At 61.7% G+C, this 19,666-nt stretch carries 19 protein-coding genes and 1 pseudogene; 18 read left to right on the forward strand and 2 right to left on the reverse strand.

All coding sequences use genetic code 11. From position 1 onward, the window contains the following. Nucleotides 1-213: 213 nt before the first annotated feature. The 15 genes and pseudogenes from moaA (at nt 214) to HMUK_RS07485 (ending at nt 12,751) form a co-directional block, all read left to right on the forward strand. The gene (moaA, locus tag HMUK_RS07420; protein WP_015762515.1) at nt 214-1,260 is read left to right on the forward strand and encodes a GTP 3',8-cyclase MoaA; all 1,047 of its coding nucleotides are present in this window, start codon (nt 214-216) and stop codon (nt 1,258-1,260) included. A gap of 134 nt (nt 1,261-1,394) precedes the next feature. After that, nucleotides 1,395-2,060 (forward strand): helix-turn-helix domain-containing protein, encoded by a 666-nt coding sequence (locus tag HMUK_RS07425; protein ID WP_015762516.1) that lies wholly within the window; start codon nt 1,395-1,397, stop codon nt 2,058-2,060. After that, nucleotides 2,057-2,317 carry a CDGSH iron-sulfur domain-containing protein gene (locus HMUK_RS07430; RefSeq protein ID WP_015762517.1) on the forward strand — a complete coding sequence of 87 codons (261 nt, stop codon included), beginning with the start codon at nt 2,057-2,059 and terminating at the stop codon, nt 2,315-2,317. Before HMUK_RS07425 ends, HMUK_RS07430 begins: the two co-directional genes overlap by 4 nt. Before the next feature lie 86 nt (nt 2,318-2,403). Next, on the forward strand, nt 2,404-2,733 hold the full coding sequence (locus HMUK_RS07435) for a carboxymuconolactone decarboxylase family protein (RefSeq protein WP_015762518.1): 330 nt from the start codon (nt 2,404-2,406) through the stop codon (nt 2,731-2,733). A 144-nt stretch (nt 2,734-2,877) separates the two neighbouring features. Further along, a complete protein-coding gene (locus HMUK_RS07440; RefSeq protein ID WP_015762519.1) occupies nt 2,878-3,111 on the forward strand; it encodes a 4Fe-4S ferredoxin N-terminal domain-containing protein in 234 nt (77 codons plus the stop codon). 1 nt (nt 3,112) lies between these two features. Then, a complete protein-coding gene (locus tag HMUK_RS07445) occupies nt 3,113-5,866 on the forward strand; it encodes a molybdopterin-containing oxidoreductase family protein (RefSeq protein ID WP_015762520.1) in 2,754 nt (917 codons plus the stop codon). Then, nucleotides 5,863-6,738: a 4Fe-4S dicluster domain-containing protein gene (locus tag HMUK_RS07450; protein WP_015762521.1), complete on the forward strand. Its 876-nt coding sequence runs from the start codon at nt 5,863-5,865 to the stop codon at nt 6,736-6,738. The genes HMUK_RS07445 and HMUK_RS07450 overlap by 4 nt, the downstream gene beginning before the upstream one ends. Then, complete coding sequence (gene nrfD / locus HMUK_RS07455) at nt 6,735-8,042, forward strand: NrfD/PsrC family molybdoenzyme membrane anchor subunit (protein ID WP_015762522.1); 1,308 nt, start codon at nt 6,735-6,737, stop codon at nt 8,040-8,042. The genes HMUK_RS07450 and nrfD overlap by 4 nt, the downstream gene beginning before the upstream one ends. Continuing rightward, on the forward strand, nt 8,039-8,719 hold the full coding sequence (locus HMUK_RS07460; RefSeq protein WP_015762523.1) for a TorD/DmsD family molecular chaperone: 681 nt from the start codon (nt 8,039-8,041) through the stop codon (nt 8,717-8,719). The genes nrfD and HMUK_RS07460 overlap by 4 nt, the downstream gene beginning before the upstream one ends. Further along, a complete protein-coding gene (locus HMUK_RS07465; protein ID WP_126967184.1) occupies nt 8,716-9,114 on the forward strand; it encodes a hypothetical protein in 399 nt (132 codons plus the stop codon). The genes HMUK_RS07460 and HMUK_RS07465 overlap by 4 nt, the downstream gene beginning before the upstream one ends. Continuing rightward, a complete protein-coding gene (locus HMUK_RS07470; protein ID WP_015762525.1) occupies nt 9,111-10,175 on the forward strand; it encodes an Mrp/NBP35 family ATP-binding protein in 1,065 nt (354 codons plus the stop codon). Before HMUK_RS07465 ends, HMUK_RS07470 begins: the two co-directional genes overlap by 4 nt. 160 nt (nt 10,176-10,335) lie before the next feature. Further along, nucleotides 10,336-10,614, forward strand: coding sequence for a hypothetical protein (locus HMUK_RS07475; protein WP_015762526.1), 279 nt, complete (start codon nt 10,336-10,338; stop codon nt 10,612-10,614). A gap of 206 nt (nt 10,615-10,820) precedes the next feature. Next, nucleotides 10,821-11,063: pseudogene (locus HMUK_RS16725) on the forward strand (arsenic resistance protein); the annotation flags it as partial. Nucleotides 11,064-11,222: 159 nt separating this feature from the next. Then, nucleotides 11,223-11,834: an isopentenyl-diphosphate Delta-isomerase gene (gene idi / locus HMUK_RS07480; RefSeq protein ID WP_015762527.1), complete on the forward strand. Its 612-nt coding sequence runs from the start codon at nt 11,223-11,225 to the stop codon at nt 11,832-11,834. 83 nt (nt 11,835-11,917) lie between these two features. Further along, nucleotides 11,918-12,751 (forward strand): hypothetical protein, encoded by an 834-nt coding sequence (locus HMUK_RS07485; RefSeq protein ID WP_015762528.1) that lies wholly within the window; start codon nt 11,918-11,920, stop codon nt 12,749-12,751. 202 nt (nt 12,752-12,953) lie between these two features. Here HMUK_RS07485 and HMUK_RS07495 read toward each other — a convergent pair whose 3' ends face one another. Further along, complete coding sequence (locus tag HMUK_RS07495) at nt 12,954-14,738, reverse strand: histidine kinase N-terminal 7TM domain-containing protein (RefSeq protein ID WP_015762529.1); 1,785 nt, start codon at nt 14,736-14,738, stop codon at nt 12,954-12,956. A gap of 295 nt (nt 14,739-15,033) precedes the next feature. On the opposite strand from HMUK_RS07495, the gene tcmP reads away from it, so the two are divergent. After that, complete coding sequence (gene tcmP / locus HMUK_RS17145) at nt 15,034-15,597, forward strand: three-Cys-motif partner protein TcmP (protein WP_015762531.1); 564 nt, start codon at nt 15,034-15,036, stop codon at nt 15,595-15,597. Between the two features lie 16 nt (nt 15,598-15,613). Here the strand turns inward: tcmP and HMUK_RS07500 are convergent, their stop codons facing one another. Beyond that, nucleotides 15,614-16,468: an IS5-like element ISHmu1 family transposase gene (locus HMUK_RS07500; RefSeq protein ID WP_015762189.1), complete on the reverse strand. Its 855-nt coding sequence runs from the start codon at nt 16,466-16,468 to the stop codon at nt 15,614-15,616. A gap of 795 nt (nt 16,469-17,263) precedes the next feature. Between HMUK_RS07500 and HMUK_RS16730 the strand changes: the two genes are divergently transcribed. Both HMUK_RS16730 and HMUK_RS07510 read left to right on the forward strand, forming a co-directional pair. After that, a complete protein-coding gene (locus tag HMUK_RS16730; protein ID WP_015762533.1) occupies nt 17,264-18,292 on the forward strand; it encodes an SPL family radical SAM protein in 1,029 nt (342 codons plus the stop codon). An 89-nt stretch (nt 18,293-18,381) separates the two neighbouring features. Continuing rightward, the gene (locus tag HMUK_RS07510) at nt 18,382-19,653 is read left to right on the forward strand and encodes an SPL family radical SAM protein (RefSeq protein WP_015762534.1); all 1,272 of its coding nucleotides are present in this window, start codon (nt 18,382-18,384) and stop codon (nt 19,651-19,653) included. The last annotated feature ends 13 nt before the right edge of the window (nt 19,654-19,666 follow it).

The raw sequence follows: 19,666 nt of genomic DNA on the forward strand, positions 1-19,666 counted from the left end.
TCGCTGATTGGAGAATCCGCCGAGGAGAGACTGATTCTCGACGAGCGACTCGGCTGAGGAAGCGAACCGCCGATTCTCAGTTAGGTAGCCTGAGGGGCGGGTACGAGCCGGTACCAGCGGTCCGGACGAGAATCGTCGATTCCAGTGGCCGGCCGTTCCCGGTGAGCAGGAACGCACAATAGCGTTAATGACTCCCGAATAGAACTCCCGAGTGTGCCCCTCGAAGACGCTCACGGACGGGCGGTCACCGGTATCCGTGTGTCACTGACCGACCGGTGTAACTTCGATTGCGTCTACTGCCACAACGAAGGTCTGGGCGACACGCGGGGGCCGATGGATCCACAGGACGAGGAGATGACAGCCGACGAGGTGATCCGGCTCCTCGATGTCGTACGTGAATTCGGCGTCGAGACCGCGAAATTCACGGGCGGAGAGCCGATGCTCCGCCAGGATCTCGTCGAGATCGTTCGCCGCGCTCCCGACGGCATGGAGGTTTCGATGACGACCAACGGAACGTTCCTGCCGGATCGGGCCGCCGCTCTCGCAGACGCCGGGCTCGAACGCGTCAACGTCTCTCAGGACGCGGTCGATCCGGATGCGTTCGCCGAGCTAACACGGAGCGGTGCGTACGACAAGGTCATCGAGGGCGTCGAAGCGGCCCTCGGGGCCGGACTTGCGCCGGTCAAGCTCAACATGGTCGTGATGGAACCGACCGCCGGGTACGTCCCGCAGATGGTCGATCACGTCGCGGCCAACGACGGGCTCCAGCTCCAGCTCATCGAGTACATGCCGGAGATCGCCGGTCACCCCGAGTGGGCGATCGACATCGATCGGGTCCACGACTGGCTGGCCGACCGGGCCGACCGCGTCGAACGCCGCGAGATGCACGGCCGACGACGTTACTACGTCGGCGAGGATGCCGACGCGGAGACGCCGACGATAGCGGCGGGTGACCCCGACGGTCCGGCGGCCGAGTACGGGATGGTCGAGATCGTCGATCCGGTCGAGAACGCGGAGTTCTGTGCGAACTGCCACCGCGTTCGGGTGACACACGACGGGCAGTTCAAGGGGTGTCTCAACCGCCACGACGACCACCGCGCGATGGGCGAGATGTCCCGTGAGGAGATCCGGACGGCCTTCCGAGAGACAGTCGCAAGTCGCGTCCCCTATTACGGGGAGTATCTCGTCGAGGAAGACGGCGAGTGGGTTCGAAACGACCGCTACGTCGACCAGCCGATCTCGACGGCTGACGACGACTGATACGGACGGTTGTAGTTCTTTACCGGATCGACGGCAGTCCGCCTCACCAGCAGTGTGCACGACGGGGAATCCTCAATCCGCTGGAAACGCCAGCACGCTTTTTATAGTGGCCGGCGTATCCAAAAACGAGAGCTATGACCGAGGACACAGCCGCCGACCGCGAGAGCACGACGCGGGACCTGTACGTCGTCTTCGAGGTCGATCCGTCTCCGGAGAGCGACTGTCCCCTCGGTGACTTCGACGGTAGGGTCGACGAGATCAGGCAACAGTTCGCGGGCGACGACTGCCACACCGACACGACAGTGCAGACGAGCGACTGTGACTGCGAGCCCGACAGCGACTGCACCGAAGTCGTACACACGACGAGTGCCGTCGACGAATCGTGTCCCTGCACCGTCTTCGGTGAGTTCGGCTGTGTCCCGGAACTGAGCGCCGTCACCGACGAACGGATGGTTCTGGAGACGTACCTACCGGATCGCGACCGCCTGTCGGAGCTCGTCGACGCGCTGAAAGCCGTCGCGGACGGGCTCCGGCTCCGGCAACTGAAGCGTATCGACAACGGGACCACCGAGCGCGGCAGGCACACCGCCACTCTCGATCTCTTCGAGGTCACCGAAAAACAGCGCGAAGCAGTCACGAAAGCGATCGGGGCGGGCTACTACGAATCGCCGCGGGAGACGTCGCTCGGCGAACTCGCCACCGACCTCGACATCTCGAAATCCGCCCTCACCCAGCGGCTCAACAGCGTCGAGTCGAAACTCGCCACGGCCGCGTTCGCGGAGGCGAGTGCGGACGGATGAGCCGGCTGGTCGAACTCGACGCGACGGGGCCGAAGAAGCTCGACGAATCGGATCTCGACCCGGAGAAAGGGGACATCGCCGTCTGCCAGTGCGGCCTTTCGGGTGCGTTCCCGTTCTGTGACGGATCGCACAGGCGAACCGAATCCGAGGACGGTGACGCGTGTTACCGGTACATCGGCGGCGATGGGTCACAGCAGCCGAAGACGGTCGCTCGTGTCGTTTACCAGGACGGAACGACCGAAGGGGTCGACGAGTAGTCACGGACGACAGCCGGACGACGCCGAAATTTTCACGGGCCAGGAATCACCCCAACGATTAATTCGTCACTGTGTGATGTTCCGGTATGACGGATCAAGTAGATTCCCCGGAGGAACTGCCGTCGACCGCAGGCAAACTCGCCGAACAGTATCCCGACGTGTGGGAGCAGTACGCCGGTCTCGGAAAGGCCTGCTCCGAGGCCGGCCCGATCGACGACGAGACGAAACGGCTCGTCAAGCTTGCACTGGCCGTCGGTTCCCAGTCGGAGGGGGCCGTCCACTCGCACGTCCGTAGGGGGCTCGAAGAGGACATCGATCCCGAGGCGCTCCGGCACGTCGGGCTGCTCTCGATACCGACAATCGGGTTCCCGAAGGCGATGGCAGCGATGAGCTGGATCGACGACCTCGCCGAGTAACCGATTACCCACTCGCCGTTTTTTCGTTCGGTGTGTCGACAAATCTGCTTTACACCCCGTTTTCCGTGCTGTTCTCGGACAGGTATATAAAAGACTGAATTATTCAGAGTGGGGCGGATGGTGGCAGGGCGGGTACGATAATCCATGGATCGGGATCACCACCAGCCACCGGACATCGACGACGAGGAGTTCGACGACTGGGCCGAAGAACGACTCGCCGACGTCGAGTACGACACGGAACTCGGGAAGGAGATGGGCAAGGACGCGGTTCGGCTCGCCCGCGGCGAGATGAGCCAGGAGGAGTTCCACGAGAAGTATCACGAGCAAGTGCAGGCGGAGTTCGGGCTCGACGACCGACCGACGAAACCGGAGAAATAAGATGTTACGCAACGACGACGACAACCTCGAACTGACGCGTCGCGACGCGATGAAAGCCGGCGGGGCGGCGGCGGTGGCGCTTGGACTCGGCGGAACGGCCTCCCACCTCACGTCACTCGGGGAGGCCCAGTCGACCTCACTCGAATACGAGGAGGTGCCGACGGCCTGCTGGATCGGGAAGATGGACTGTTCGGCGACGGCCAAGAAGGTCGGTAACCGGGTCGTCAAGTACGAGGGCAACCCGGAGGACCCGCGGACCGAGGGGTCGCTCTGTCCGAAGGGGCAGGCCCAGATAGAGCAGGTGTACAACCCCTACCGTGTCAAGGCGCCGCTAAAGCGCACGAACGAGAAGGGCCAGCACGGCGAGTGGCAGGAGATCAGCTGGGACCAGGCGATGGACGAGATCGGCGAGGACCTGAAGGAGAAACTCCAGGACGACCCACGGCGGGTCGTCTTCCAGGTCGGCCGGAAGAAGTCCCCCCAGTGGCAGGAAGACGCCTGGGTGACGGGCACGAGCAACAAGTACGGCAGCATGGAGAAGTACGGCCACGGCGCGGCCTGTTCGGACTCCGGCTACCGCGGCCAGGAGTTGATATTCGCGACCCACGGGGTCTCGGAGACCGACTTCGAGAACTGCGAGTTCTTCATCGGCTGGGGCCACAACATGACCCAGGGCGGCGGTGCGCACCTCTGTCAGATCACGTGGCCCAAACAGATCGCCGACGCCCGCGACGACCAGGGAATGGAGACGGTCGCGATCGACCCCCAGCGTCGTAACTCCGGGCCCTACACCGACCAGTGGCTCCCGATCGAGCCGGGGACGGACATGGCGTTCTGGCTGGCGTTCAACAGCGTCCTCGTCCGCGAGGGGTACATCGACGAGGAGTACCTCACGACCGCCACGAACGCGCCGTGTCTCGTCGCGACCGAGGGCGACGAGGACGGCCACATCCTCCGGACCGACGACGCCCAGGACCCCGGCGAGGAGTACACCTGGGCCGACGGCGAACTGGTCTGGGACGAGGACGCTGGCGAGGCGGTCGCTCACGAGGAGGCGTCGTCGCCGGAGAACGTCGCGCTGGAGGGCACCTACGAGGTCGACGGCGTCGAAGCGCGGCCGGCCTTCGACCTGTACCTCGATCAGATCTCCCAGTACGACCCCGAGTGGGCCGCCGAGATCACTGGTATCGACGCCGACACCATCGACGAACTTGCGATGAAGTGGGGGGAGAAGGCGAAGATCGGAGCGACTGTCGAGGTCGACGGCATCGAGATCCCCTACCGGCCGGTGGGGATGCACGGCTACCACGTCGCCCAGCAGGAGATGGGCGTCTCGACGACGATAGCCCACTACCACGCCGCGATGCTGGTCGGGGCGGTCGACGTCGTCGGCTCCACGCGCGTTCGGAAGGCCAAGTACGACGGCCCCAAGGACTACCGTGAGCCGTTCCGCGACCAGGCGTTCCACCCCGAGAAGATCACGAAAGAGCCCGATGGGCCGTCGCTGGGCGGGAGCATGTTCCACCCCATCGACTCGACGGCCTTCTCCCAGAGCCACGTCAGCCAGACGAACCCCGACAAGTACAACCTCCCCTACGAACCGGAGGAGATGGCGTGGATCGTCCAGATGGCCAACCCGGTCACGTCGGCCCCTGGGGTCGAGACCGTCATCGAGAGCATGAGCAGGGTCGACACGACCATCGTCTGCGACCCCTGGATGAGCGAGACGGCTGACGTGGCCGCCGACTACGTGCTACCGGCGGCGACCGCCGACAAACTCCAGGGTCCGACGGGCGGCTGGGACGGCTACGCCGACATCGAACACATCCGGTTCCCCTCGATGGATCCCCTCTGGGACACCAAGCCAGACGCCGAGATATACATCCAGCTCGCCAAGGCCGTCGACGCCTACGAGGAGTACGTCGCGGACATCAACGACGAACTCGGCCTCGACGGGACCGATTACGCGTACGCCGGTGCCGACGAGACGCCCGACGACCCCAGCGAGTTCCTGCGTGACGGCCTCGACCGCTGGGCACAGACGAAGGGCAAGAGCCTGGAGTGGTTCCGCGAGGGCAACGTCATCACCAACGAGTGGGACGTCGGCGGCGGCAACCGCTACGCCTACACCTGGGGCATGGACAACGGCTACGGCGAGTTCAACCCCTACGACGCCAAACACGAGTTCTACAGCGAGACGCTGTTCCGCCTCGGCGAGCGCGTCGACGAGCTGATGGCCGACTCGAAGTTCGACGACCCGGTCTCGGAGTTCCCCTACCTCCAGGACTACAACGCGTACCCGACCTGGCGGGAACCGACGATGTACGACTCCCCCGACGAGTACGACCTGACGCTCTTTAGCTGGCACCAGATCGAGCACAAGCAGACCCGAACGGCGAACAACAAACTGCTCAACGAGATCGCGCCGAAGAGCGCGTTCCGGCTGAATCCGGAGGACGCGGACCGCATCGGTGTCGAGGACGGTGACGAGGTCGTCCTCGAGACGCACGACGCCCAGAACGACGAGACGTATCAGGTCGAGGGCGTGGTGATGATCCAGGACGGCGTCAAACCCGGCACGGTCGGCGTTCCCCACCACCACGGGAGCTGGAAGGATCCCGAGAGCGAGGCGCTCGACGAGGGTCCCAGCATCAACAGAGCGATTCCGAGCGGGCCCGGATACCTCGGTCTCGACAACGGCCAGGCGTTCCAGGTCCGTGCGAAGGTCGAACCCAAAGGAGGTGACAGCGAATGACCCAACTCGGCATGGCGATCGACCTGGAGCGGTGTTACGGCTGCCGGGCCTGCATGGAGGCCTGCAAGGTCGAGAACAGCACGCCGCGCGGGGCGTTCTGGATGCACGTCTTCCGCTACGAGGAAGGCGAGTACCCGAACACCGAGCAGACGAACATGCCCCGGCCGTGCCAGCACTGTTCGGAGCCCTCGTGTGCCTCGGCGTGCCCGACGAGCGCGCGGTTCAAACGCGAGGAGGACGGGATCGTCCTCACCGACTACGACCGCTGTATCGGCTGCCGGTACTGCGAGATCGGCTGTCCGTACGGCGTCAACTACGCGCAGTTCCAGCATCCCGACGAGGCCCAGTACGGCTACGGTCACTCGGAAAGTGCCGGCGACGACACGTTCGGCTCGGGCAGCCTCGCCGAGGCACTGGGCGAGGAGGACCCGGGCAGTGGCAAACCGCCGTGGCACGACCCGATCCACGACGAGCCGGTCGAGCCGCGCGGCACGCAGATGTCCGGGCCACAGCCCGAGGGCGTGATGAGCAAGTGTACGATGTGTGTCCATCGGCAGGACAACGAAGAGCGCGGCGAGCAGGGGACGACGGCCTGTCAACAGACCTGTCCCGTCGACGCCATCAAGTTCGGCGACATGGAGGACCCCGAGAGCGAACCCCGGCAGCACCTCCGGGAGAAGTCCTCCTCGTCGACGTTCAAGCTGCTTGAGGATCGCGGGACCGAACCGAACATCGTCTACATCGGCGACGAGCCGAGTGACGACGCCCGCGCGATCGAGGACGCGGAATCATTCAAGGACCCCGAGGAAGCCATCGAGGTCGAGCAGAACCCACCTGAGACTCGCTCGACTGACGTGGAGGTGAACCAATGAGCACTCCATCCGCGCGGACGCGACTGACCGAACCGTTCGAGGACACCGGCAGGCTCTACTACGCCATGGTCGGCGTCGCGGTCCTGCTCGTCCTCGGTATGGTGTATAGCTTCGTGACCGTCCTCACGCAGGGTCACGCCGTCACCGGCCTGGACAACTGGGGGACCGACGCTGGCGTCCCCTGGGGGCTGGACATCGGCGCGTTCACCTGGTGGGCCCTGATGGGCGTCGGCGCGATCGCGCTGTCGGCGATCGTCCGGGTCTTCCGGATGGACGAGTACGAGCCCTACGCCCGGATCGGGGAACTCGTGACGCCGCTTGCCTTCATGGCGAGCTTCCTGCACATCCTCTTCGACCTGGGCCAGCCGTTCCGGGTGTTGAACACGCTGCTGTACCTCCCACTGGAGTCCCCGATCGCCTGGGACGTCATCCTGCTGGCCGGACTGGGCCTGCTCTCGATCGCGTACCTACTCGTGTCGATCCGCCGGGACCTCCACGAGCTGTACCACGACGGCGTGCTCCCGTCGGTCCTCTCGCCGGTCTACGAGGCGCTGCTGATCGGCTACGAGGCACCGACCGACAGTGAGGGACGGGGCCTGCGCTGGTGGCTCGCCGCCGGCGTGCTGACCTTCATCCCGGTGGTCGGCGGCGGTCTCGTCCCGTTCGTCTGGGGTCCCTTCGGCGTGAACATCAACTGGTTCGGGGCGATCCAGGGACCGACGTTCCTCGCGGGGAGCATGACCGTCGGTGCCGCGACGCTCCTGTTCGTCGGCGGAATCCTGCGGTTCGCCTACGACCTCGACGACGTGTTCACCGACGAGACGCTCCGGACCTTCGGCGTATTCACCGGCGCGTTCGCGTTCACGTACATGCTGGGCGTCTTCTACGAGGTCCAGACGGGGACGTTCGCAGCCGACATGGCTGACCCGAACATCTCGACGCTGGTCTTCCAGGGTCCGCTCGCGTCGCTGCTGTGGCTCGCCGTTGCGGCCGTCGTCCTCCCGACGATCTACCTCGTGGTCCAGCAGGCGATCGGTCGGTTCAGCCTCCTCGGGACGGTCGTCTTCGCCGGCGTGATGCTCGTCGGCGTCCTCCACCAGGAGACGTGGCTCACCGTCGGCGGCCTGATGTACCCCGATCTGATGTATCCGGTCGGCGAGTACACGCCCTCGATCTACGAGTGGCTGAACCTGATGGGGACGACGGCGCTGGTCGCGCTCGGACTGCTCGTGTTCGCCAAGACGCTCCCGGTCGTCGCAACGAACGGCGTCGAATCAACTGACGGAGTCGAGTCAAACCGATGAGCGACCACAACGACGACGCTGGATCGGTCGTGGCCGATCGCGTCGGCGGCGACCCAGCGGAGACGGCCCGCGAGATAGACGCGCGGGTCTACCGGGTGCTGGGCGAGCAGTTCCTGGCCCGCCCCGGCCGCGAACGGGCCGACGCCGTGGGGATCTGGGCCAGCGAGTGGCGCTGCAACGCCGAGCGCCTCCCGCCGGAGTTCGACGCGGCGCTGGACCGGATCGAGGACGGTGCGACCGCCGACGCGGAGACGCTTCGGACGGCATACACCCACCTCTTCCGGGGCGTCTCCGAGCGCGCGCCCGATCCGCCGTACGAGTCGATGTACCTCGACGGGAGCTTCTACAGCGGGACGACCACCGAGATCCGGAAGGGCTACCGCTGGGCCGGGTTCGACGTGGACGACACCCACGGCAACGAGCCCCCGGACCACCTGGGGCTCGAACTCCAGTTCCTCGGCGAGCTGGTCGCGATGGACGACGGCGACAGGGACCCCGACGAGCCCGACACCGAGGACGCGCTGTGGTGGCTGCTGGACGAACACCTGACCGAGTGGCTGCCGGCCTACCACGCCCGCCTCCAGCGCGAGGGCCCACACGAGTACTACGCGGGACTGCTCGATCTGGCGCTGGCGGTCGTCACCAGCCATCACAAACGACTCGCGGAGGACAGATGAGCATGCCCGACACCCACAACGTCTACGAGATCGAGTTCGACGTGCCGGCGAGTCGCCGGGACGCCTTCGAGGAGTGGCTGTCGGAGGACATCGTCGAGTGGGTCAGCCACGAGACGATTGCGTACTTCCAGGTGTTCCAGAACGACACCGGGATGTCCCCCGAGGTGAAGTTCGTCTTCGGGTTCGAGACCCTCGAGGAGTGGGCGACGTTCGTCGGGAGCGCCGCTCACGAGGACGCTATCGAGAGCCTCAGCGGGCTCGCGGAGAACCGGGAGGCAATCCTGTGGCAGCGAGCGTCGGTCAAGCTCGACGAGACGCTCGATCGGCCGGTCGGCGACGGCGGCACGATTCGAACGAACGAACGACACAGTGCGGATGCAGTCCTATCACAATGACAGAAGCGATTAGAGAAGCACTACGAGACATCGAAGACCCGATCATCGGCGAGAATATCGTTTCGGCCGGTCTGATCGGGGCAATCACCGTCGAGGACGGCGTCGCGGAGATCCCGCTCGCGCTGGGTGCGCCCCACTCGCCGGCAGAGACCGAAATCGCAGACCAGGTTCGAGCAGCTGTCCGGGAGGCAGGCTACGAGCCGTCGCTGTCGATCGAGATCGACGATCAGACCCCGGCGGCGATGGTCGATGACGCCCCGAACGTGATCGCGGTCTCCTCGGGGAAGGGCGGCGTCGGCAAGAGCACCGTCGCGGTGAACCTCGCGACGGCGATGGCCCAGCGCGGGGCCGCAGTCGGGCTGTTCGACGCCGACGTGTACGGCCCGAACATCCCCCGAATGCTCGGCGTCCACGACCACCCCGGCATGGCCGAGGACGACGAGACGATCATCCCGATCGAGCGCTACGGGATGAAACTGATGAGCATCGGCTTCCTCGTCGGGGAGAACGACCCGGTCATCTGGCGCGGGCCGATGGTCGACAAGGTCCTGTCCCAGCTGTGGCACGACACCGAGTGGGGCGAGCTGGACTACATGGTCGTCGACCTGCCGCCGGGGACCGGCGACGCACAGCTCTCGATGCTCCAGCAGATGCCCGTCGTCGGGTCGGTCGTCGTGACGACGCCACAGAACGTCGCGCTGGACAACGCACGTAAGGGCGTGCGGATGTACGACGACTACGACGCCCACGTGCTCGGGGTCATCGAGAACATGAGCACGTTCGTCTGTCCGGACTGCGGCAGCGAACACGACGTGTTCGACGTCGGCGGCGGGGAGCGCCTCGCCGAAGAGTACGAGGTGCCGTTCCTGGGCCGGATCCCGCTCGACCCGTCGATCCGGGAATCCGGCGAGGACGGCGAACCGATCGTCCAGCGTGACGTCGCTGCCGGGTCGGCGTTCGACGACCTCGCGAGCACGGTGATGGACCGGGTCGGCGAAGTCAGGCGGCAGTCCCATCGGCTGACGGCCAGCGACAGCCCGGATACGCCACCGGCACAGTGAGTCGTATGATTCGATATCTATTCAATCTACAATCCAGTACACATTCCCATATTCTAATCAGTCAGTGATAGTGACCCTATATTGAGATGTTCGAGTGGTAAAACAGACCTGGGTCGAAAGCATTAATTGAAGAGATGTTCAATTATCTGGTAGAGGGAAAATGACTGGACTCGCCGAGCTTCTCGGGAAGCCGTTTGACGCACTGTACGCCGTCACCTCGAACGAGACGATGAAACGTGATGTCTACGCCGGCACGCGGCCCGAAGACGGACACTTCTCGATTCAGAGTACCCAGTCGGGCGTGAGCACCTACCGCGCATACGAGGCGGAGAACGACGGGGAAATGCCCGGAAGCGTGTTGCCGCGGGATCTGGGGGCGTACGACTGCGCGGATCCACGGGTCTGTCCCGACTGTCAGCCGACCACGTCCGACGATTGAGTGAGTCGCGCTCGCATTTAATAAACACACAACTAATTCGAGTTACATCTAGGGGTATCTGATTGCAGAAATACCGATATATGTTCTATACGCCTCTATATTCGACTATTCCCATTCTATCTCTCTGTTGTAAGCGGAACAATCAATTGAGTGAGTCTTCAACTACTTGCTGATGGCACAAGCGACGGAACGACTACGGCGGTATCTCGACGACGACGGCGATCGGGTTCACCGCCGCCTCGAACAACTTCGAACTGGCGATCGCGGTCGCGGTCGCGGTGTTCGGCGTCGGCTCCGGCGTCGCGTTCGCGACCGTCGTCGGCCCGCTCATCGAGGTGCCGGTCCTGCTCGCGCTGGTCAACGTCGCGCTGTACTTCCAGCGAACGTTCGACTGGGGCGGTGCCACGACCGGACCGCTCGACCGTTCCGGAGCGACGGACGACGATTGATGCGGACCGTTGGAGATCGTCCCGGAATCGACCTGACCGGGACGATCCAGCGCGCACACTCTGGCGCTGTCCGCCTCGCGACGGGGAAAGCCGACGCCTCACGTTCTTGATCCGTCCGGCAACCGAAGCAGCAAAGAGTGCCTGCCGAGAGCCACGGGTATGAGCGACACAGCCGAAGGGAGTAAGGGCGACTCCGCCGATACGCCTGGCATGGACGACGTGGAACACGAGAACGCTCTCCAGGACGTGATCACCGTCGACGCGAACGACGAGAAACAGGGGACGGCCAACCGTCTCGACGCCCACACGGGCGACGGCATCCGCCACCGCGCGTTCACGGCGCTGTTGTTCGACGAGGAGGGGCGGATACTGCTCGCCCAGCGCGCCCACGACAAGCGTCTGTGGGACACTCACTGGGACGGCACCGTTGCGTCCCACCCGGTCGAGGGCCAGAGCCAGGAGGAAGCGACCCGCCAGCGCCTCGAAGAGGAACTCGGGATTACGCCCGACCAGTACGGCGATCTCCAGAAAACAGACCGCTTCGAGTACAAGCGCTACTACGAGAACGCCGGCGTCGAGTGGGAGGTCTGTACAGTTCTGCAGGCGACGCTGACCGACACCTCGCTGGACCGAGACCCCGAGGAGGTCGGGGGTCTGCTCTGGGTGTCTTACGAGGACCTACAGGAGAACCCGAAGTTCTACCGACAGCTCCGCCTGTGTCCGTGGTTCGAAATCGCGATGCGGCGAGATAGCGAGACCGACGGCGAGTAACACGCGGGTCGGACACAGCCACTCGTCGAGTTGCGAGGAGTGGCGAACGCCGCCTTCTCTCCGAACCAGGGTGAACAGAAATCGTGCTCGAACACGTCCTGTGGGAGTTTCTCCTTCCGGTAGGCCTGATCGCCGCTGTCTTCGTCGCCGTCGAGTATCTGCGCGACTGGCGGATCGCCCGGTACCTGTTCGAAGACCGAGGGCGGGCGGTCGTCTACGGCACAGCCGGGGCGCTCGTCGCCGTCGGCATCGGGACGACGTACGTCCTCGGGGACCCGGCGGCGGCCCCGCACTACGTCGGTCTCGACACGTACCACCTCGCCTGGACGGTCTTTCTCGTCGGTGTCGCAGCGACTGCGTACGGCGGTCGACACTATCGGCTGGCGACGGCGATCCACGCAGCCGACGCGGTGACGCCCGCCACGGTCCCCGCCAGCGGCCACGTACTCGTCGACGGTGTGGCGAAGCCCTGTCGCGACGGACAGGCCGTTTCGGCGTCGGACGGGAGCCCAGCGCTGGTCGTCCAGCGCGGTGAGTGTCCCGGATTCGGGGCTGTCGAGGACCAGGTGGAGTCGGCTCGGGGACAGGCACTGGTCGCCACAGAGCGGCGTATGGTCCCGTTCGATCTCACCGGACCGGACGGAGCCATCCGAGTCGACCCGACCGACGCGAGTCCCGGATTCCTCACCGGGCAAGTCGAGGGTGACGAGATAGAGCGCGTGCTCGCACCCGGCGACGCCGTCACCGTGTTCGGTCGTGCCGCGGAGAGTGACTCTCTGGAGGCCGCCGTCCTCGCCGAACGAGGTCCCGAGGCGCTGGACCAGTTCGCACGGAACAGTCGCCGACTGATACACGTCGGACTCCCTCTCGCCGTGGTCGGGTACGTCGGGATGGGACTCGCTGCCGGGATTCCGTAGACTCAGGACACCCCGTAGCTGTGGCCGTCGCTCTGTGGCGGCGCGCCCATTCCGAGCAGACGACACTCTCCGTCGGCGTCGTCGGCGACGTGTGCGCGATGCGGACTGCCCGGTTCGGCGACGAAGAACTGGCCGGGATCGACGACGTGATGTCCCGTGGGTTCTCGACGCAGAGGGTGAACAAAACCCTGCTGACTCGCCGTCACTCGGTCACGTGGGGTGTCGCGTCGTCGACGCTCACCGCCCCGTCGGCCCGCGGCAGTCGGACCGTCACGGTCGTCCCGTCCTCGACGTCGAAGTCGATCGTGCCGCCGTAGCCACGCACGACCCACGTCACGAGCCAGAGTCCGACCCCGGAAGCGTGGTGGAGCGCCGTCTCCCCGCCGCTGGTCACCGCAGCGATCTCCGCCTCGTCGATCCCCGGTCCGTCGTCGATCACGTCGACACGGGCCTGTCGATCGGCGACGCTCTCGGCGACGCGCACCGTGACGTTCGGTGCGTCGCCACCGTGGCGGAGGGCGTTGTCGACGAGTTCTTCGAGCGCGGTCCACAGCGACGAGCCGGCCGTGACGGAGATCGGTTCGGGACAGTCGACGGTGACCGTGCCGTCCGGGAACCGCGGTCCCACGTCGCGAACCACGGCGTCGAGCTCCGAGCACAGCTCGATCGGCGATCGCTCGTCGCGCTCGACCGCGTCGGCGATCCGACCGATCTTGTCGCTGGTCGCCACGAGGTCGTCGGTCGTCGACGTGATCTGATCGATCCGGTCGTGCTCCGCGCCCGAGACGGCCGCTTCGAGAAGCTCGGCGTTCCCCCGAACGACGTTCAGGTCGTTCCGGAGATTGTGCCGCAGGAGCCGATTGAGCACGTCGAGTTGCTGTTCTCGCTGTCGGCGTTCGGTCACGTCGCGGAGGCTGACGACCCGCCCCGAGAGGACGCCGTAGGCGCGGGACAGTCCGGCGACGCGCACGTCGTAATACCGGACTTCCCCCTCGCTCTCCAGGGACAGTTCGAGCCGTCTCTCCGTGGATGTGTCGGGCAGCGCTGTGGCCAGATCGGGGATCACCGCCGCGAGTGTGTCTCCGAGCACGTCGTCGCGCGCCCCCTCGAACAGCGTCTCGGCCGCACGGTTGGCGTCGACGATCCGGCCCTCGCCGTCGAGGATCAACACCCGATCGTTCATCTCGGCGAGGACGACTTCGCGACCGATCTCTCTGGTCACCGGCCCGATGTCGAACAGTTTGCGTTGCAGGATCCCCACCGCGAGGACGATGCCGGCGGCGACGTAGCCCAGGCTCGACGGGTCGAACCCGGACGTGACGACGTCGAGAGCGTCGAGGACGAACAGTGCGTGGACGATCATCGGGACGGCAATCGCGCCCAGCAGCGCAGTGCTCTGCCAGCGGTGGAGGCGGTTCGACCGAACGAGGAGACGCCCGAGAAACACGCCGCCGACGACGACCAGCGCCAACGAGTACGCCAGGTGTGCCCAGAAGGCGATTCCGTAGGTCGGCGCAAAGACGCTCGTGTTCCCGAAGACGGTCGTTCCCGTCGACTGCCAGACCAGCGCGTGGCGACGTGCAGTCACGACGAGAACCGTAACGAGCAGCGGCTCTACCAGCAGCCCTGCCAGCCGACGACGGGTGAGCCACTCCGCTCTGCCGGTGTATTCGAGCACGGTCACCAGCCAGGCCAGCGGGATGATCGTCGAGAGGATCACCTCAGTCTGTGCGAGCGTGCGCATCTCCCCGAACCCGGCGGCCGCGAGCTCAAGTCCCTCGGCCATCGACCACAGGCTGGCCGTGGTGACGAACACGGCCAACGGCGGCGCACCGAGACGGTCTCGGTGGAGCCACACCAGGAACGCGACGCCCATCCCGACGACCGCGGCGGCCAACACCAGCAGCAGCGACACCGGCTCGGAGCCGACGAACAGTCTCGACTGGCCCTCGCCGGTCGACAGCAGTCGCGTCCCGAGCCGGATCATCTGCTCTCGTCTTTGTCAGATCCGTGTATAAGTGTTCGCGTGGACGCTGTGATCGCCGACGGCTGCTTCACGGTGGAACCGGCGACGCGGCAACTGCTCGTCGTCGAAGATGGCGGCATCGGTAATCATCTCTGGCCGGTGTGACGGCAGATGGGGGTGAAAATTCGTGCGGCATTTCCGGGGGAAAGCTACAACACTTAATCTAGTATTCGAAAGTCAGAGAGGTGTCGTTACGTAGATTAATAATGTTTGAACTTCATCGGTTTAGCACACTCCGAACACCCTCTGATCAAATATGGCCAATGAAAATCCATCAGTTTCTCAGGACTGGATTAAGAGCAAATTACAGAGGTTGAGAGATTCGTCTATCGATCTTTGGAATGTCGCCCCCGATGTGACAAATGAATTTAGTTCCTGGTCTGCATTGAAACTAATTCTCCTTGCAGCAACAGTCGATATGTATACTAATATTATTCCTAAGCACCGTGAACACTTCTACTATATAGATGCATTGGCAGGATCGGGAATTTCAGCATTTCCAGAAGATGACGAATACTTTGTTGGAAGTCCAATTATTGCTGCAACAATGGCCCACGATTCATTTGACCGAATGTATTTCATTGAAAAAGATGGTGAGAAGGCAAATGCTCTCCGAGAGAGGCTAAACCATGTTGAAGATGAACTTTCTAAGGATTTGAACTGTGATGATTATCGGATTTTACAAGAGAATTCTAATGAGGTGATGGGAGATATACTAGAAGAAATCCGCAGAGAATCACTGTATCAGGGAGAGAGTGTGAACACCCTCTCATTCATCGACAACCAGGGACTGGATATACATCATTCCGGCCTTGTTTAGACGCGTGATTTCACGGTCATGAGTGGCTGACGCTGAGTTCGATGTTTCTGACAGCACATTTCAGAACGAGTTCGCGGAACTGACCGAACCAGGTTCGAGCCCGAACGATCTCGCCGTATTTGCGTCGCAGCGCGAAAAACGTGGATTCGGCGTTCGAGCGTTGATGGTAGATCGTATCATCTTGCAAGAAATTGTTGGCGATGCCGTGCCAGCCGAATTCGCGGTGCTTGATCACCGGTTTAACGCCTTCTGCACGCAGTCTTTGGCGAAGTAACCACCAGTCGTAGCCTTTGTCGGCGGTGAGAATATTCAGTTTGTCGAGATTGCGTTTGACCATCTGCCAGCCGATCTTGGAATCGTGCGGTTGTTTCATCGAGCAATGTATATCTAGGATCGCACCAGTCTTGCAGTCACTCAGAAGGGTCGTTTTCACCGCCTCGAACGTGTAGTTCGTCCGTTTTGCGTAGTGTTGGCTGGCAGCAATCCGATCCATGCCGGTTGCGTCAATTGCCTGAACATCACCGAGGTCGTGCAACTCCGCCGACAGCCGCAGCAAGACGCGCCAAATACGCATTTCCAGATCCTGCTTGCGCGCACACACGGTCGTGAAATCAGGCAGATCAGCCACCGCTAGGTCGAGTTTAGCGACAATTCCATGCATCTCGTGGAGCACGTCCAGCAACCGCCGATACGTGTGATCAAGATACTCGCGGAGGCCGTGAATCGCCACGATCACCCAATCTGCGTAGCCGTTTTCTCCTTCTTCGTACGCTGGATCTGGTTCGCCGACGACGGCTTTTTGAGCAAGCGAGACAACCCGATCAGTGAAGCGGGCGAGTTTGCTGGACACAAACTCGTCTTCCCGCTTCACTCCCTAGTAAGTTAGACATTTAGCCGCTCTTACTAGCGTCTAAACACGCCCCATCATTCCACAATTCAGGAGCTCACGCAAATACACGGTGATCTTTTAATTAACTTCCCTACAATTGCAGTTCGTAGGACAGCTGGAGCAGATTATAAAACAAGCATGAATAATTTTTATGGGAATGCCTCATGGGAAGCCGCAAACAGTGATGATGAATTTCGGACAATCTATATGTCCCGTCTTGCTGAAACCGGTCGACCGGTTCAAGAATATATACCAGTTCGCAGTGGAGGACAATTCTTCTATGATATGATCTACTGCACAAGACAAACCAAAGGCGGGAGTCCCTATATACAGGTCTTAGAAGACATGAAGGAGAAAATCGAACAACTGACCGGTGAAGATGTAGAGCGGATTCTTCGGTTTATGCGAGGAGAACAGACTAGTCTGGATCTTTTCGATCAGGGAGACGACCAACAGACTGGTTTAGGAGACTTCATGGATTAGCTAAGTCCATACTCTTACTAGGCCTCGGAGGATACGGTCAATCAAGTAATCATGAGGCTTCATCACCAAAGGGACCAAACACAGATAGAGATTCTCCATCAAGGAGAGTCTGTAGAAACTTTCAATCAAACTCCAAAGCTGGACACTCTGCGTGAGTGTAGCAAAAATGTGGGCAAACCTTTAGAGCGAATTGATTTGTGGGATAGGGGATTATTTTGTGGTCACTGCGAGGAACCCATTACTGATCGGTTTAGTGCTGATATTAACGGAAATCTACTTTGTTGGGATTGTGCCATGAATATCGACGCTGAAAGCGATCAGAGAGGAGTTTCACAAACCACTGATCCCACGAAGGCCGTTCTTTCGAACTCCGCGCTTCATCACAAAAATCTCTGTAACTACGTGATCAACGTGGCCACTGGATGCACTCACGGATGCAAATTCTGCTACGTTCCTTCAACACCGAATATTAAGACCCGAGGAGATATGCTCAAAGAAAGAGCAGATGTAGAAGATAGTCAACGGGAATGGGGAAGCTACCTATTATACCGCGACGATCTCCCCGAACGCCTTGCTCGCAAACTAGACCGAAAGCAGAAGTGGGAAAATGAAGACGGTGGCCGCGGTGTCGTCATGATTTCCAGCGGAACAGACTGCTATCAGGATCGTCGGGCCGCTCAGATCACCCGGGGTTGTGTTATCGAACTCGTCAATCATGGGCGTCCGGTTCGCATACTCACTCGGAGTCCCGCTGTCGTACGTGACCTAGATGTGTTCAAAGCCGCAGATGGGCTGGTAACTGTCGGATCGTTGATCCCGTGCCTTGATGACGAACAGGTTCGATCTATCGAACCCGGCGCACCAGCTCCATCCACACGACTCAATGCTCTCGAAGAGATCAGCAATGCTGGTGTCCCAGTTTACGTTTCGATGTCCCCAACGTATCCGACACAGGACCGCGAAGACCTTCGTGAGCAGCTACGGATATTCAAAGAGCGCCTTGATCCTGATGTCGTATTCCACGAACCGATCAACCCACGTGGAGGCAACTTCGAGATGACTGTTCAGGCCGCTCGTGACGCAGGACAGGAAGAACTGGCCAATGAACTCGAAAAACTCCGAGACCGAGACAACTGGATCGAGTACTCGAAGCGTCAACTTACCGCTGTAGAGGAGATCGGCGAAGAACTCGATATTCCGATTCATCTTTGGCCGGATAAGCAGTTCGTAAAGTACGTGAAAGAGGGTAAAGAGCACTTCAAACGCCAGATCGAAAAGAACGACTCGCCAGAAGATTACCCACTCGGCCCAACCTCTGCCTAAATCACGTCGACGGCTTTAGTTTCACTTTCACTCCGGCATCTCCTCGATATTATAAAACTAGGGTGTCAAGTCATCAGTGGGACCCACCTATGAAACTAGAAACTGAGCGGGACCCTGACGGCGGCTGGTACGATCGGTTTGTCCAGCTCGTCGATGATCAAGGGCACGTCGTCGAGGAATTCGGGAAAAATCCAACGCTCAACGAGCTTCGGGAAGCAGAGCGCCGCCACAGCACTCGAATCAACCTCTGGCAACAGGGTCTCGTTTGTGACGAATGTGGGAATCAAATTAACGAGCGATTCAGCGCTCGACAGGACGGACATCTTCTGTGCTGGGACTGTGCTACCAGCTCGGAAAGTCACGAACAGGGTGGGCTACGAATTAACGCGGACCCGACTAAGAGCGTTCTGAGTGAATCGAAGCTCCACAAAAAGAGCCTCTGTGACTACGTGATTAACGTCGCAACGGGCTGCCGTCACGGGTGTAAGTTCTGCTATGTTCCATCGACACCAGCGGTCGACAACCGCGATGAAATGCTCGATGACCGTGCCGATGTCGACGACCCACAGCAAGACTGGGGTGACTACCTGCTCTACCGTGACGATCTCCCCGAGCGTGTTCAGCGAGGACTAGAGGAAACTGACTTCCAGAACTGGAAGACCACCGACCGTGGGCGGGGTATCGTCATGCTCTCCAGCGGGACAGACTGCTACCAGGACCGACGGGCCGCACAGATCACACGCGGTTGTGTTCATGAACTCATCGAGCATGATATCCCGACTCGGATACTCACCCGCAGTCCGAACGTTACCCGCGACATCGACCTTTTCAAACAGGCCAATGGGTCTCTCACTGTAGGGTCCTCCATCCCGAGTTTCGATACATCCTTGATTAGTGTCCTTGAGCCAAACGCCCCTCCACCTATGGCTCGATGGGAGGCACTGAACGAATTGTTCAAAGCTGGAGTCCCGCGCTTCGTATCGTTCTCGCCCACCTATCCGACGATGGGTCGGGAGGATATTCACGAGGCACTTAGCTGGTTCTCCGCCATTGATCCCGAAGTGGTCTTCCACGAGCCAATAAACCCTCGTGGGATCAATTTCGAAATGTGTATCGAGGCACTGGAGGACGAGGGATTAGAGTCTGAAGCGGACGAATTCCGAAAACTGCAGCGTCAAGGGAAATGGGTGGATTACGCGCTCGACCAGATCGAAATGGTTCGCGACGTAGCAACTCATTTCGAGAATATTACTATCCATACCTGGCCCGGTCGTGATCTGATTGAGGCAACTAACGGCACTCAGCAAAGGAAATTCAAGCAGATGCGTCGACAGATATCCCCAGAACCGTTTGCGGAGTAGCGAATAAACAAGA

The organism is Halomicrobium mukohataei DSM 12286 (assembly GCF_000023965.1).
Classification (GTDB): Archaea; Halobacteriota; Halobacteria; order Halobacteriales; family Haloarculaceae; genus Halomicrobium; species Halomicrobium mukohataei.